The organism is Streptomyces sp. TRM68367, from assembly GCF_014495685.1.
Taxonomy (GTDB): Bacteria; Actinomycetota; Actinomycetes; order Streptomycetales; family Streptomycetaceae; genus Streptomyces.
The window spans coordinates 1-14,036 of the sequence record NZ_JACTVI010000078.1; the positions used below are offsets into that span (position 1 = coordinate 1).

14 protein-coding genes are annotated in these 14,036 nt (G+C 71.7%); 4 read left to right on the forward strand and 10 right to left on the reverse strand.

Annotated features, from left to right (window positions below; genetic code table 11):
- The first annotated feature begins 315 nt into the window (after positions 1-315).
- The 3 genes from H8R17_RS33740 to H8R17_RS33750 all read left to right on the forward strand — a co-directional run bounded on the left by H8R17_RS33740 (position 316) and on the right by H8R17_RS33750 (position 4,380).
- A complete protein-coding gene (locus H8R17_RS33740) occupies positions 316-1,077 on the forward strand; it encodes a DeoR/GlpR family DNA-binding transcription regulator (protein ID WP_187827022.1) in 762 nt (253 codons plus the stop codon).
- Complete coding sequence (gene pfkB, locus H8R17_RS33745; protein WP_187827023.1) at positions 1,074-2,021, forward strand: 1-phosphofructokinase; 948 nt, start codon at positions 1,074-1,076, stop codon at positions 2,019-2,021. The genes H8R17_RS33740 and pfkB overlap by 4 nt, the downstream gene beginning before the upstream one ends.
- A gap of 274 nt (positions 2,022-2,295) precedes the next feature.
- The gene (locus H8R17_RS33750; RefSeq protein ID WP_187827024.1) at positions 2,296-4,380 is read left to right on the forward strand and encodes a fructose-specific PTS transporter subunit EIIC; all 2,085 of its coding nucleotides are present in this window, start codon (positions 2,296-2,298) and stop codon (positions 4,378-4,380) included.
- 112 nt (positions 4,381-4,492) lie between these two features.
- On the opposite strand, the gene H8R17_RS33755 is transcribed toward H8R17_RS33750, so the two are convergent.
- The 5 genes from H8R17_RS33755 to H8R17_RS33775 all read right to left on the reverse strand — a co-directional run bounded on the left by H8R17_RS33755 (position 4,493) and on the right by H8R17_RS33775 (position 9,761).
- Entirely contained in the window at positions 4,493-4,954 is a 462-nt protein-coding gene (locus tag H8R17_RS33755) for a hypothetical protein (protein WP_187827025.1), read from the reverse strand.
- A gap of 137 nt (positions 4,955-5,091) precedes the next feature.
- On the reverse strand, positions 5,092-5,838 hold the full coding sequence (locus tag H8R17_RS33760; RefSeq protein WP_187827026.1) for a DUF6227 family protein: 747 nt from the start codon (positions 5,836-5,838) through the stop codon (positions 5,092-5,094).
- Positions 5,839-5,995: 157 nt separating this feature from the next.
- Positions 5,996-7,213: an Ig-like domain-containing protein gene (locus H8R17_RS33765; protein WP_316959604.1), complete on the reverse strand. Its 1,218-nt coding sequence runs from the start codon at positions 7,211-7,213 to the stop codon at positions 5,996-5,998.
- 240 nt (positions 7,214-7,453) lie between these two features.
- Positions 7,454-8,485 carry a P1 family peptidase gene (locus H8R17_RS33770; protein WP_187827027.1) on the reverse strand — a complete coding sequence of 344 codons (1,032 nt, stop codon included), beginning with the start codon at positions 8,483-8,485 and terminating at the stop codon, positions 7,454-7,456.
- Positions 8,486-8,519: 34 nt separating this feature from the next.
- A complete protein-coding gene (locus H8R17_RS33775) occupies positions 8,520-9,761 on the reverse strand; it encodes a low temperature requirement protein A (RefSeq protein ID WP_187827028.1) in 1,242 nt (413 codons plus the stop codon).
- 91 nt (positions 9,762-9,852) lie between these two features.
- On the opposite strand from H8R17_RS33775, the gene H8R17_RS33780 reads away from it, so the two are divergent.
- A complete protein-coding gene (locus tag H8R17_RS33780) occupies positions 9,853-10,077 on the forward strand; it encodes a hypothetical protein (RefSeq protein WP_187827055.1) in 225 nt (74 codons plus the stop codon).
- A gap of 4 nt (positions 10,078-10,081) precedes the next feature.
- Here the strand turns inward: H8R17_RS33780 and mscL are convergent, their stop codons facing one another.
- From mscL to H8R17_RS33805, 5 genes are all read right to left on the reverse strand, one after another.
- Positions 10,082-10,540, reverse strand: a complete 459-nt coding sequence (gene mscL, locus H8R17_RS33785; protein WP_187827029.1) for a large conductance mechanosensitive channel protein MscL — start codon at positions 10,538-10,540, stop codon at positions 10,082-10,084.
- 121 nt (positions 10,541-10,661) lie between these two features.
- On the reverse strand, positions 10,662-11,255 hold the full coding sequence (locus tag H8R17_RS33790; protein WP_187827030.1) for an RcpC/CpaB family pilus assembly protein: 594 nt from the start codon (positions 11,253-11,255) through the stop codon (positions 10,662-10,664).
- 129 nt (positions 11,256-11,384) lie between these two features.
- A complete protein-coding gene (locus tag H8R17_RS33795) occupies positions 11,385-12,227 on the reverse strand; it encodes an S-methyl-5'-thioadenosine phosphorylase (RefSeq protein WP_187827031.1) in 843 nt (280 codons plus the stop codon).
- 146 nt (positions 12,228-12,373) lie between these two features.
- Entirely contained in the window at positions 12,374-12,739 is a 366-nt protein-coding gene (locus H8R17_RS33800; protein ID WP_187827032.1) for an FmdB family zinc ribbon protein, read from the reverse strand.
- A gap of 67 nt (positions 12,740-12,806) precedes the next feature.
- Positions 12,807-14,033, reverse strand: coding sequence for an MFS transporter (locus H8R17_RS33805; protein ID WP_399477622.1), 1,227 nt, complete (start codon positions 14,031-14,033; stop codon positions 12,807-12,809).
- Positions 14,034-14,036: the final 3 nt, after the last annotated feature.

Consider the following 14,036-nt stretch of genomic DNA (forward strand, 5'->3'; position numbering starts at 1 on the left):
TTCCCGACCGAAGCCCGTGCCGCGTAGCGGCACCGCAACGATCGAGAAGGCCAGAATCCTCGGGCTTCAGCCCGAGGTACAAGTCAAGTGGGCAGTCCGCGCGGTACGGCCTCGGGACTCATCAGCACGTGCACCGGATGGGCAACGCGCTCGGCCCTCCGGTGTTCCCGCCCGGCCCTCATTCAGGCCTGCCCGGACCCACCGGACGCCCGTTCATGCCCGATCAGGCCCGAACCTGTTTACTTTCTGGAAATCCGGGCGTAGCCTCCCGATCTGAAACCACAAGTTCGGGCATCGGGTCGGAGGCGAACGGACATGTACGCACCGGAACGGCAGCAGGAGATCCTCCGGCTCGCCCGTGACGGCGGCCGGGTGGACGTGGTGTCGCTGGCTGAGGAGTTCCAGGTCACGGCCGAGACCATCCGCCGCGATCTCAAGGCCCTCGACCGCGCGGGCCTGGTCCGCCGGGTGCACGGCGGCGCCATCCCGGTCGGGCGGTTCGACTTCGAGCCGGACCTCGCCGAGCGCGAGTCGGCGGCACCCGACGAGAAGAACCGCATCGCCAAGGCGGCCATCGCGGAACTGCCGACCCAGGGCACGATGATCCTCGACGCCGGTACGACGGTGGCGAGGCTCGCCGCCGCGCTCCCGCTGGAGGCCGCGCTCACCGTCGTCACGCACAGCCTGCCCATCGCGGCCCGCCTCGCGGACCACCCCGGCATCCAGCTCCACCTCGTCGGGGGGCGCGTACGGCACCGTACGCGCGCCGCCGTGGACGCCTGGGCGCTGCGTGCGTACGGCGAGATCCGCGCCGACGTGCTCTTCGTCGCCGCCAACGGCTTCTCCGCCGAGCACGGTCTGACCACCCCCGACCTCGCTGAGGCCGCGGTGAAGCGCGCGGCGGTGGCCGCGGCCCGCCGCGTGGTGCTGGTCGCCGACTCGTCGAAGTACGGCCAGGAGCACTTCGCCCGCTTCGGTGACCTGAGCGACGTGGACCTGCTGATCACCGACAGCGGGCTGAGCCCCGAAGACGCCACCGCGATCGAGCGCGGCGGCACGGAAGTAGTGCGCGCATGATCCTCACCGTCACCCCGAACCCGTCCCTGGACCGCACGTACGAGGTCCCGTCGCTCGACCGTGGCGAGGTCATCCGCGCCACCGGCGAGCGCATGGACCCCGGCGGCAAGGGCGTGAACGTCTCGCGTGCCGTCGCGGCCGCGGGGCAGCGGACGGTCGCGGTCCTGCCCCTGGGCGGTGCGCCGGGCGCGGTCGTCGCGGACCTGCTCGACGCGCAGGGCATCGAGGTCGCGCCGGTCCCGGTCGCCGGAGCCACCCGCTCCAACATCGCTCTCGCGGAGGCGGACGGGGTCCTCACGAAGATCAACGCCCCCGGCCCCGAGCTGTCGCCGGCCGAGCGGGAACTGCTCCTGGAGACGGTACGGCAGCAGTCCCGCGACGCCGCCTGGATCGCCTGCTGCGGCAGCCTGCCCCGCGGCCTCGCACCGGAGTGGTACGCCGACCTGGTCGCGCGGGCGCACGCCGCTGGTGCGCGGATCGCTCTCGACACCTCCGGGCCCGCGCTGCTGGCCGCCCTGCGCGAGCGGCCCGACGTGGTGAAGCCGAACGCCGAGGAGCTCTCCGCGGCCGTCGGGCGCCCCCTGGCCACGGTCGGCGAGGCGGTGAAGGCCGCCGAGGAACTGCGCGAGATGGGCGCCCGCGCCGTACTCGCGAGCCTGGGCGCCGACGGACAACTGCTCGTGGACGACGCCGGCGCCTGGTTCGGCACCGCGCGCGTTGCCACCGTACGCAGCAATGTGGGCGCGGGCGACTCCTCACTGGCCGGTTTCCTGATCGCCGGCGGCGCGGGACCGGAGGCGCTGGCCTCGGCGGTCGCGCACGGCGCGGCGGCCGTACAGCTGCCCGGCAGCGTCATGCCCACGCCGGACGACCTGGACCCGGCGGCCGTGACGGTCACCAGCGAGGTTCCGGTGGACCGCACACTGAGGGAGCCGGTGTCATGACGATCACCCGGACGACGCCCTCCCGGACGACTCCCTCCCCGACTACGACCTTCCGGACCCAGGCGGCTTCCGGACCGGCCCCGACGCGGCGGGACGCCCCCTTACTCGCCGCAGCCGCGGGGCGGCAGGGCAACTTGAGCCGCCCTGCCGCCCGGGGAAGGCGGGGCTCCCCCCGCCCCGCCTTCGCCACCCCCGCCACCCCCCGCCGCCCCACCCCCGTCCCCGTCCCCGTCCACCCCACGGACCGGGCAATACGCGTGCTAAGGAGCCCGCGATGAGCGACATGATCACCGCGGACCTGGTCGATCTCGACCTGTCCGCCGACACCAAGGAAGCGGCGGCGCGCGCCCTCGCCGAGCGCATGGCGGCCCTGGGCAGGGTGACCGACCTGGACGGCTTCCTCGCCGACGTGGCCGCCCGCGAGGCGCAGATGCCGACCGGCCTCGACGGCGGCATCGGCATACCGCACTGCCGCAGCGAGCACGTCACCGAGCCGACGCTGGCCTTCGGACGCAGCGCGACCGGCATCGACTTCGGCGCGGCGGACGGCCCCGCCGACCTGATCTTCCTGATCGCCGCCCCGGCCGGCGCCGACGACGCCCATCTGACGATCCTGTCGTCGCTGGCCCGGCAGCTGATGAACGCCGAGTTCACCGACGCGCTGCGCGCGGTGGGCGACACGGCGGCAGCGGCGGCGCTGATCCGCGGCGACGAGCCCGCCGAGACGGCTTCGGCGGGCTCGGCGGAGTCGGCGGGTTCCGAAGACACCGTGGCGGCGGCGGAAGCGGCCTCTTCCGCCGCCGCCACGGCCGGCACGGACACCGGGGCCTGGGACACCGGGGACGCCGACGCTTCCGAGGAGCGCCCGTTCCGGATCGTCGCCGTCACCTCCTGCCCGACCGGCATCGCCCACACGTACATGGCGGCCGAGTCGCTGGAGAACGCCGGCCGCGAGGCGGGCGTCGAGGTCGTCGTCGAGACGCAGGGCTCGGCCGGCTTCACCCGGCTCGACCCGGCTGTGATCGCGGCGGCGGACGCCGTGATCTTCGCCCACGACGTCGCCGTACGGGAGAAGGACCGCTTCGCCGGGAAGCCGACGGTCGACGTCGGCGTGAAGGCGGGCATCAACCGCCCTGCCGAGCTCATCGCCGAGGTGCGCGAGAAGGCGGCGCGGGGCGAGGTCACGGCCGCCGCCCGGCCCGGCTCCACCCCCGTCGAGCGCGCGGGCGACTCCGGCGAGGGCTACGGCACCAAGCTGCGCAAGTGGCTGATGTCCGGTGTCAGTTACATGGTCCCGTTCGTCGCGGCCGGCGGTCTGCTCATCGCCCTGGGCTTCGCGATCGGCGGCTACAAGATCGACAAGGCGCCATCGGTGATGGACCACTTCCTCTGGACGCAGGCCGACAGCTGGGCGGCCCTGCTCTTCCAGATCGGCGGCGTGGCCTTCGCCTTCCTCGTCCCGGTCCTGGCCGGCTACATCGCCTACGGCATGGCCGACCGGCCCGGTCTCGTGCCCGGCTTCGTCGGCGGCTCGATCGCGCTGACCATCAACGCGGGCTTCCTGGGCGGCCTCGCGGCCGGTCTGATCGCCGGTGGCGTGGTGATGGCGATCCAGAAGGTCAACATCCCGGCGCCGTTGCGCGGCATCATGCCGGTGGTGGTGATCCCGCTGATCTCCTCGGTGGTGGTCGGCTTCCTGATGTTCGTCGTCATCGGCAAGCCCATCGCCGAGGCACAGAAGGCAATGACCGACTGGCTGGGCGGACTGTCCGGCACCAACGCCATCCTGCTCGGCGTCCTGCTCGGCCTGATGATGTGCTTCGACCTGGGAGGCCCCGTCAACAAGGTCGCCTACACCTTCGCGACGTCCGGCATCACGGTGGCGAACCCGAGCGACTCGGCCATGAAGATCATGGCGGCCGTGATGGCGGCCGGCATGGTGCCCCCGCTCGGCATGGCCCTCGCGACCTTCATCCGCAAGAAGCTGTTCACCCGGGCCGAGCGGGAGAACGGCAAGGCCGCCGTGGTCCTGGGCGCCTCCTTCATCACCGAGGGCGCGATCCCGTTCGCGGCCGCCGACCCGCTGCGCGTCATCCCCGCATCCATGGCGGGCGGAGCGATCACCGGCGGGCTGACCATGGCCTTCGGCTCGACCCTGCGGGCCCCGCACGGCGGCATCTGGGTCACCCTGCTGATCGGCAAGCCGGTCCTGTACCTGCTGGCCATCGCGGTGGGTACGGCCGTCACGGCGGGCCTGGTCATCTTCCTGAAGGGCATGCGCAAGACGGCCCCGAAGACCGCGGCACCGGAGTCCCCCGCGGCCGCGGCAGCGGAGGCGAAGCAGCCGGTGACGGCGTAATCCGCGCAGCACCCTGTCCGGACACAACGACGGCCTGCACCACCCCGACCGGGGTTGTGCAGGCCGTCGTCATGCAGTGCGCGCCCTTCAGGCGTCACGCAGCGCGGGCCTGTCAGCTGCATCCCCACAGGGCAACAGCCACGCCGAGAACGGTGACGCCTGCCGGCCCGCCGCCGATGCCGAGCGCACCGAGCCAGCTGACACCCAGGGACGCGGCACACTTCTGCGCCTGAGTCTTCTGCTTCGCCGTCAGCTTCGGACCGCCGGTGTAGAAGTAGTTCTTGCCCTTGTAGGTGACACAGCCGACCGAGGAGGAGCAGTACTCCCCGGGGCGTGCCTCGCGGTACATCGTCTTCCCGCACCCCTGCTTGGCGGGATAGCAGTACTGCGACTTCTTGACCTTGACGCACTTTCCTGACGGGGCGCAGACGCGCTTCGTCGAGGCGGCGTTGGCCGTGGTCGCCTGACCCACGGTGAGCGTGAGCGCTGCCAGGAGCGCGAGCAGAGCGATCGCCCAACGGCGATCACGCAGCCTTATGGCTGCGCCATTTGCAATGTGCTGACGGTAAGTCACAGTGTTTCCTTCCCCCGGGTGTTCGTACTCTCCACGGCACAGAACGGTGGTCAACCAGCGTGCGCCGAGGCGTTCATGCTGCAAACGTCTATCACACGTATGGATCTTGGGGAAAGGGTGGGAGAGCCGCGGCAGCCTCAGGAGACCTGCGCCGCCCGCCGCTCCATCGCGTCCCGCGCCGCGTCCTCCGTGACGTACACCTCGATCATGTGGCGTCCGTCGGGGGTCGCCGTGTGTTCGACCTCCCAGAGGGAGACCTCCTTGCCGTCGCGCAGCAGGAAGGCGTGCTCGTAGAGCGAGAAGCACAGCCCGGCGCGGCTCGTCCGGCCGGGGCGGCCGAAGGCCTGGGTGATCTGGTGGGCGAAGGCCGTGGTCAGCAGCTCGGCCGTGTCCGTGCCCGGCCGGTCCGCGTTCTCCGCGCGGCGCAGCAGCCGGCGCGCGTGGTCCGCGGAGTCGTCCGGCAGATACGCGTGCCGGGGCGCGGGCACCGGGGCCAGCTGGACCGTCACCGGCAGCTCGAAGTCCGGCGCGTCCGGCGGGAGCGGCAGCCGGGCCGTGGCGGCGCGCAGCTCCTCCTCGTCCACGTACACCTCGTGTTGCGGCTCGCTGCCGGGCGCGGTGTTGTGCACCAGTTCCCAGAGCGTGAGCGCAGAGCCGTCGACGAGCAGCCAGGTGTGCCGGTACGTCTCGCGATGCAGGCCCGCGCTGTGGTGCGCGGAGTGCAGCGAGCTGTCGTACGCCAGCGCGCAGTCCAGGCGCGTGATCGCGTCGTCCGGCAACTCGAAGGAGTTCAGGGCACGCCCGAGCAGCCGCGCGAGCTGCTCCTCCGGAGACTCGGGCGACTCGGGTGGCTCGTACGCTGCCGTCTCGTACGGAACGCTCAAGGTTTCTCCCGGCGTTGCTGCATGTCACCTTGTGGGTGCATACCGTAGCCCCTCAGTCGGACATCATGTCCGGGAACCGAGAAAACGTACGCCCGGAAAACGCGCGGGCCGCGCGAGAAGTTCCCAAGCGGCCCGACGTTTCGTCAAAATCCGCCGGTCAGACGGCGCTTCCGGCGACCCACTGGTTCCAGGCCATGTTCCAGCCGTTGAGACCGTTGTCCGGCGCGATCGTCGAGTCCGGGGAGTTCTTGACGATCACCACGTCCCCGACGAGCGAGTTGTCGTAGAACCACTTGGCGGGCGTGTTGCCCTTGGCCCCCTGCACGTCCCGCAGGCCGACACAGCCGTGGCTGGTGCCCTTCCGGCCGAAGGGCGGATTGCCCTTGTTGTACCAGTAGTTGCCGTGGATGAACGTGCCGGACGTCGACAGCCGCATGGCGTGCGGCACGTCCGGGATGTCGTACTCGCCGCCGAAGCCGACCGTCGAGCCGTTCATGCGGGTCTGCACGAACTTCTCCGAGATCACCATCTGCCCGTTGTACGTGGTGTGCTGCGGGCTGCCCGCGGAGATCGGGACCGTCCTGATGGTCTTCCCGTCCCGTACGACCGTCATGGTCTGCGTCTTCGCGTCGACCGTGGAGACCTGCGAGCGCCCGACGGTGAACGTGACCGTCTTCTTCTGCACCCCGAAGACGCCGTTCGCGCCCTGCACGCCGTCCAGGTCGATCTTCATCGTGACCTTGGAACCGGCCTTCCAGTACTCCTCGGGCCGGAAGTCGAGCCGCTGCTCCCCGAACCAGTGCCCGACCACCTTCTGCCCGCTGCTGGAGGAGACCGTGATGTGGGACTGCACGTCCTTCTTGTTCGTGATGGCCTTGTCGAAGTTGAACGACACGGGCATCCCGACGCCGACCGTGGTGCCGTTGTCCGGTGTGTACGTCCCGATGAAGCTGTGCGCCGACGAGACCGTGGTGAAGATCGAGTTGGCCGCGGCCGTCCGGCCGGCCTTGTCCTTCGCGGTCGCGGATATCTGGTACTTCGTCCCGCGCTCCAGCTGCTCCTCCGGCTTCCAGACACTGCCGTCCGCCGAGACCGACCCCGGTACGGCCTGCTGCGTGCCGGCCACCGTCATCTTCACGTCGGTCAGCTTCCCGTCGCTGACCTTCACGCCGGTCGTGTTGATCGAGGCGTCGGTCGACCCGTCCTTGGCCGAGATGACGATCTTCGCCGCCGAGGTCTTCGCGGCGCTGCCGCCACCCTTGCCGTTGTCCGTGGCGCTGGCGTTGCCGCCGCAGGCGGTCAGGGTGAGGGCGCCGATCATCAGGACGGCACAGGCCCCCAGTGCGCGCCGCGCTGCTGTGTTCGGCGATGTCACGGGCTGCTCCAAGTTCAAGTGATGTACGTGCTTCCGCTCCGGTGCGTCAGGGAAGAGGGGTGCGGCGACCGCCCGGGTTCCGTCCGTCGCGCCACACATTGCATCCCGTGACAGAACCGGGACAATCGCCCACCTGGAACAGGGAACTCGGAGCAACCGGGAGCGCCGCACCCGGGGCAGGCCATCCGGAGCGGGCTGTGTGGCGCCGGTCACTGAGGCGGGCCGCGTGAGCCCGGGTGGTCAACGCCCCCCGTACAACTCCCCGTACGACGGCCACAGTCCGCCCGGCCCGTCCACCGGCTCGGCGGCCCGTGCAGCGCGCACGATCGACCGCGTCACGAGGTCCGCGCCCGCCGCGAGCAGCGCGTTCAGGGCGAGCGGGTTCCCGGCGTCGAGCGGGCGCTGCCCGGTCGCCAGCGCGAACACCGTGTCGCCGTCGTTGAGCAGATGCACCGGCCGTACGGCACGCGCGATGCCGTCGTGCGCCGTGCCGGCCAGCTTCTGCGCCTGCGCCTTCGACAGGTCCGCGTCGGTCGCGACCACCGCGAGCGTCGTGTTGAGTGGTGGAAGTGCGCTCCTCTCCGCAGCCTCGGCCAGACGCTCCCGCGCGGCCTGATGGACGCCCGCCTCCGGATAGGACACGCGCCGCCCCTGCCCCAACTCGCCGTACAGCACCCCCGTTTCCGTGTCCAGCGCCGACCCGGCCGCGTTGGCCACCACCAGCGCGGCCACCGTGATCCCCGAGTCCAGCACGGTGCTCGCGGTGCCGATCCCGCCCTTGAGCCGCCCGATCGCCGCACCCGTACCGGCGCCCACACAGCCCTGCGGCACCGGCGCCCCCGGCTCGCTCGCCGCCGCCGCCTCGACGGCCGCCCGGCCCGTGGCCGCGTCCGGGCGGGCCCGGAAGTCGCCGCCCCGCCCCAGGTCGAAGACACAGGCGGCCGGCACCACCGGCACCACGTGCGCCGGATCCGGCCCGACCCGCACCCCGCGTCCGTGCTCCTCCAGCCAGGCCATCACCCCCGACGCCGCGTCCAGCCCGTAGGCGCTGCCGCCGGTCAGCACCACGGCGTCGATCCGCTGCACCACGTTGCGCGGGTCGAGCGCGTCGGTCTCCTTGGTGCCGGGACCGCCGCCGCGCACGTCCACCGCGGCCACGGCCCCGCCCTGCGGCGCGAGGACGACTGTCGTACCGGTGAGCCAACCGTCGCCGGAGCGGGTCGCATGCCCCACCCGCACTCCGGCCACATCCGTCAGAGCGTCAACTGTCATGCGGCCAGTGTCGTCCACGCACCGGCGGGGCCGGTCAGCCCGCCGGTGCCGTCGCTCTTCGCTCCCGGCTCTCCCGCCCCGCCATGCGGGCCGTCAGCGTCGTCCCGGCCGCCACCGTCAGCGCCGCCACCACGCCCGCCGCGAGCACCGCCCAGTGCCCGAGGAACGTACAGCAGATCACCAGCAGCGCCGAGGTCGGCAGCACCAGTTGCTGGGCGATGCCCACCTTGAAGTGACGCGAGTGCAGCGCCCACACCGTGAGCAGATACAGCGCCGTCGGCAACGTCACCGCGGAGGACGCGGCCAGCGTGGAGATGTGCGCCTTGCCGACCGCCTGTTCCACCGCCACCTCAAGGCCCGCGCCGATCGCGGCCGCCGGGGCGAACACCAGGTAGTGGCCGTAACCCCACAGGAACGCCTGCCTGTTGGAGCGCAGATGGCCATGGACGGGCACCACGAAGTAGATCCACCAGGCGGCGAAGATGATCAGCAGCCCGCCCGCGGCGATCGGCAGCAGCTCGCCCAGCGCGTCGTTCTCCTCGATGCCGGACTTCACGCCGACCGTGGCAGCGGCGATCGTCTCGCCCAGCACGATGATCGTGAACAGGCCGTACCGCTCGGCGATGTGATGCGGATGCCAGGTCGTGGCACGGTCCTTCTCCGCGAAGAGCGGCACGCACATCTCCAGGATGGCCATCACCAGGAACACCCAGGGCCGGGCGCCCTCCGGCAGGACCAGCAGCCCCAGCCAGCCGACCTGGCAGAGCAGCACACCACCGGCGTACCGCAGGGCCGTCGTGCGCTCCGGGCCCTTTGCCGACCGGGCCGCGCGCAGCCACTGCGCCGTCAGGGCGACGCGCATGATCACGTACCCGAGCCAGACGGCGAGGAAGTCGTGGTCCTCGAACGCCCGGGAGACCCCGGCGGCGAGCACCAGCACGCCGGCGATCTGGACCAGGGTGACGACCCGGTAGAGCGCGTCGTCGTTGTCGTACGCCGAGGCGAACCAGGTGAAGTTCATCCAGGCCCACCAGATGGCGAAGAAAACCATCGCGTAGTTGAGGATCCCCTCGCCCGGGTGCCCCTCGGCGACGGCGTGCACCAGTTGGATGCCCGCCTGGGCGACGGCCACGACGAAGCACAGATCGAAGAAGAGCTCCAGCGGTGTGGCGGCCCGGTGCCCCTCGTCGCGGCCGCGGGCCGTGAGTCTGCGCAGAGGTCTGCGATCGTGCGGCGCGCCGGAGGCGGCGGCGGAAGGAGTCGAGCTGGACGTCATGCGCCCCAGCACACCAGATAGTGCGCGGGACCGCTTGCGTACGGATGTGGAGACCCCGTGGCGGGTGTCGCGGGGGCCGTACCCTGGATGCATGAGCACCGCCCCCGACCCCGCGTCACCCGAGCCGGAGCCCGCGTCGGACCGTGAGCCGGGGCCCGCGTCGGCCCGCAGGCCGAAGCCCGCGCTGGTCTTCGACGACCCGCTGGAGCAGCAGTCCTCGGACGACACCGACCGCGGGTGGGGCGAGCGCACCGACGGTGACAGCGCGGCCGATCTGAAGCGCTTCCTCGACGAGAAGCCGCCCCACCACCTCTGAGCCGTTACTGCTCGTTGTGCCCCGAGCCGCGCTGCGCGACCAGCGCGTCGCGGATCTCCTTGAGCACCTCCAGCTCGGTCACCTCGATGACCTCCTGCGTGCCCTCCTTCGCCTTCCTGCGGGCCTCGACCCGGGCCAGGTACTTCGACATGGGCAGCACCATCAGGAAGTAGACGACGGCCGCGGTGATCACGAAGCTGAGGGTGGCGCCGAGGACCGAGCCCCACAGGATCTGGATGCCCTGCTCGCCCCCGCATGTCGAGCTCAGACACGAGCTGTAGTGGTCGAGGTTCTTGGTCCCGATCGCCCCGACGAGCGGGTTGATGATCCCCTTCACCACCGAGTTGACGATGTTGGTGAAGGCGGCGCCGATGACAACCGCTACTGCCAGATCGACGACGTTTCCGCGCATCAGGAAGGCCTTGAAGCCTTCCCAGACGCTCGGTTCGTTCTTCTCGCTCACCTCGGGGCCTCTCATCACACAAGCAGTTTGTGGAACAAAACGCTCCGCAACCTACGTCAAGGTCAGGCCATCCTGTCCAATTGGGTCCCTCGAGCGAGGGGCTTGACAGAGAGCGGCTCACTCACCACAACGTCACCGCCAGCTGTGCCGTGGCACCCGCGCCGGCGAGCCGCGCCGCGGCGGCACGCGGCACCGAGAGCACGACCAGCGCGCCGCTCCCGCCCGCGCCGTCCGCACCCTCCACGGGCTCCGGCACGTCGGCCACCCGCGCCCCGCGCGCGACCACCCGGGCCGTACCGCCTGTCGCCGTCTCCTCGGCGGCGATCACGTCGACCCGGTCGCCCGGCCGCAGCAGCCGGACCGTGGCCGCGTCGGCGATCCGCACCGGAGCGGTCACCGTCCCCACAGCCCCGTGCGCGTGGGCGGGGTGCGAATCCGGCACCGAGGATGCGCGAGTGGGCGGCGGCCCCGGTGGATGCCCGCGGACCCGGTCGGCTTCGCGCGGAGCCGCGGGACCCGTGGCCACGAGTGCCGCCGCGGTGACGGCGAGCCCGACCGCCACGGCACGCCTCCTGTGCCGTACGAGCCGGCCCAGCTGCCGCCGCCCGCCGTGTACCCGCACAGGAGAGAAGTGCGGCACCTCGCACGTGGGCGGAACCTCCGCGCCGGGCGGACAGGGAGGAACGGAAGAGGACGGGAAGGGGGAGAGCGACACGGGGACCACCACCTGCGACGAGGGATCGGCTTGCGCTGCCCACGATGAGGCACCGCGCCGCCGCCCGCTGAGGCCTGTGGACCCACCGACGGGTTGTGGACAACTCCCTCACCCGAAGGGGAAGTTCCGCTATGGCAGCGGGAACCCCGGATCCATCCCGCCCAGCGCCGTCGCGCACAGACAGTCCCGCTCCTCCGCCACCGGCAACGCGGCCACCGCGTCGAAGAGCACGCCCCGCAGCCGGTCCACGTTCGCCGCGAACACCCGCAGCACCTCGTCGTGCGAGACGCCCTCGCCGGTCTCGGCGCCAGCGTCCAGGTCGGTCACCAGGGTCAGCGAGGTGTAGCAGAGTTCGAGTTCCCGGGCGAGCGCCGCCTCGGGATGGCCGGTCATGCCCACCACCGACCAGCCTTGGGCCTGGTGCCACAACGATTCGGCGCGGGTCGAGAACCGCGGCCCCTCGACCACGGCGAGCGTGCCGCCGTCCACCGGCTCCCAGTCCCGCCCGCGCGCCGCCTTCAGCGCGGCCGCCCGCCCGGCGGGGCAGTAGGGGTCGGCCAGCGACACGTGCACCACGTTGGGCACCGTGCCGTCGGGCAGCGGCAGACCGTCGAAGTAGGTGTTCGCCCGGGACTTCGTACGGTCGACCAGTTGGTCCGGCACCAGCAGCGTGCCCGGCCCGTACTCGGGGCGCAGCCCGCCCACCGCGCACGGGCCGAGGACCTGGCGCACCCCGGCCCAGCGCAGCGCCCACAGGTTGGCGCGGTAGTTGATGCGGTGCGGCGGCAGGTGGTGGCCGCGCCCGTGCCGGGGCAGGAAGGCAACCCGGCGGCCGGCGACCTCGCCGACGAAGAGGGAGTCGCTGGGCGGCCCGTAGGGGGTGTCCACCTGGACCTCGGTCACGTCGTCGAGGAACGAGTAGAAGCCGGAGCCACCGATCACGCCGATCTCGGCGTTCACCTTGTTCGCCATGCCCCCGACCCTAACCGCCCCCTCCCACGCCGAGGACCCTGTCGCCGAACGACGACAGGGTCCCGTAAGAAATGAGTCCCGAGAAAGGCGTCCTGCAGAAAGGCGTCCTGCAGAAAAGCGTGGAAGGCGTCCCGCAGGGAGGGGCCTTACGCGGCGGTGCTGCTGGCCGAGCTGCCGGAGCCCGACGAGCCCGACGAGGACTTCGACGATCCGGTCGAGCCGGACGAGTCGGACGAGGAGCCGGACGAACTCGACGAGCCGGACGAGTCCGAGGAGGAGGACGCAGAAGACGACGCGCTCGACGACTTCGACGCCGGGCTGCTGCTCGACGACGAGCTTCGGCTGTCGTTGCGGTAGAAGCCGGAGCCCTTGAACACAATGCCGACCGCCGAGAACACCTTCTTCAGGCGGCCCTGGCAGCTGGGGCACTCGGTGAGGGCGTCGTCGGTGAACTTCTGCACCGCCTCGAGGCCCTCGCCGCACTCGGTGCACTGGTACTGGTAGGTCGGCACTGTCTTCCTCCTGGCACTCTCACTCGATGAGTGCTAACGACGCTACATAGTGACCTATTCCTTGCGTTCAGTCCACTGCGACCGGCACGCGGTGACCCACGCCACGTGCGACGGTACGGCCGCGGGGCCGCTTCGCCAGCCGCGAGCGCAGCGCCAGCAGGGTCGCCAGGGCCAGCACCGTGCCGCCCATCGGCACCAGGAACCCGGCGCCGCCGAAGAACCGGTCCTCCAGCTGCCCGGCCACGGTGACGGCGGCCGCCTGGCCGAGTGCCACCGCACCGGTGAGCCAGGTGAACGCCTCGGTGCGGGCCCCGGCCGGGACCAGACCCTCGACCAGCGTGTAGCCGGTGATCAGGGCGGGCGCGATGCACATGCCGACGAGCAGGCCGAGGCCGGCGAGCACCACGACGGAGTGGGCGGCCCACAACCCCGACGCGCTGAGCGCCAGCGCCGCGTAGCCGATGACGAGCCGCTGCTGCGGGGCCGCCTTCCAGGCGATCGTGCCGCAGACGACCCCGGAGAGCATGTTGCCCGCGGCGAAGACGCCGTACAGGACGCCGTTCAGGCCGGGCTCGCCGATCGACTCGGTGAACGCGGCCAGGGAGACCTGCATGCCGCCGAAGACCGACCCGATACCCAGGAACGTCACGATCAGCACCCGCAGTCCGGGGACGCGCAGCGCGGAAGCGTGCCCCACGCGCGCGTGCCCGCCCCCGACGGTCACGGGCGGCTGGGTGCTCTTCTGTGCGGCGAACAGCAGGCCGCCGAGCAGGGTCAGCGCGGCCTCGGCCACCAGGCCCGCCGCCGGGTGGACGGTCGTGCACAGCGCGGTGGCCAGCAGCGGGCCGACGACGAAGGTCAGCTCGTCCGTGACGGACTCGAGGGCCGCCGCGGTGGTCATCAGCGGGGAGCCCTTGAGGGCCACGCCCCAGCGGGCGCGCACCATGGGCCCGATCTGCGGTACCGAGGCGCCCGTCGGCACGGCGGCGGCGAACAGCGCCCACAGGGGTGCGTCCGACAGGGCGAGCGCCGTGAAGGCCAGGCCCGAGGCCGCGTGCACGAGCACGCCCGGGATCAGCACGGTGCGCTGCCCGTAGCGGTCGGCGAGGCGGCCGCCGTACGGCGCGAACAGTGCCATGGAGACGCCGGTGACGGCCGCTGCGGCGCCTGCCGCGCCGTAGGAGCCGGTGGTGTGCTGCACGAGCAGCACGATGGAGAGGGTGAGCATCGCGAACGGCTGGCGTGCCGCGAAGCCGGGGAGCAGGAACGTCCAGGCGCCGCGGGTGCGCAGCAGCTG

Coding starts and splice junctions, on each gene's coding strand:
- H8R17_RS33780 (WP_187827055.1), top strand. CDS start 9,853: ATGAGCACCGCCCCCGACCCCGCGTCACCCGAGCCGGAGCCCGCGTCG.
- H8R17_RS33750 (WP_187827024.1), top strand. CDS start 2,296: ATGAGCGACATGATCACCGCGGACCTGGTCGATCTCGACCTGTCCGCC.
- H8R17_RS33795 (WP_187827031.1), bottom strand. CDS start 12,227: ATGGCGAACAAGGTGAACGCCGAGATCGGCGTGATCGGTGGCTCCGGC.
- pfkB (WP_187827023.1), top strand. CDS start 1,074: ATGATCCTCACCGTCACCCCGAACCCGTCCCTGGACCGCACGTACGAG.
- H8R17_RS33740 (WP_187827022.1), top strand. CDS start 316: ATGTACGCACCGGAACGGCAGCAGGAGATCCTCCGGCTCGCCCGTGAC.
- H8R17_RS33775 (WP_187827028.1), bottom strand. CDS start 9,761: ATGACGTCCAGCTCGACTCCTTCCGCCGCCGCCTCCGGCGCGCCGCAC.
- H8R17_RS33770 (WP_187827027.1), bottom strand. CDS start 8,485: ATGACAGTTGACGCTCTGACGGATGTGGCCGGAGTGCGGGTGGGGCAT.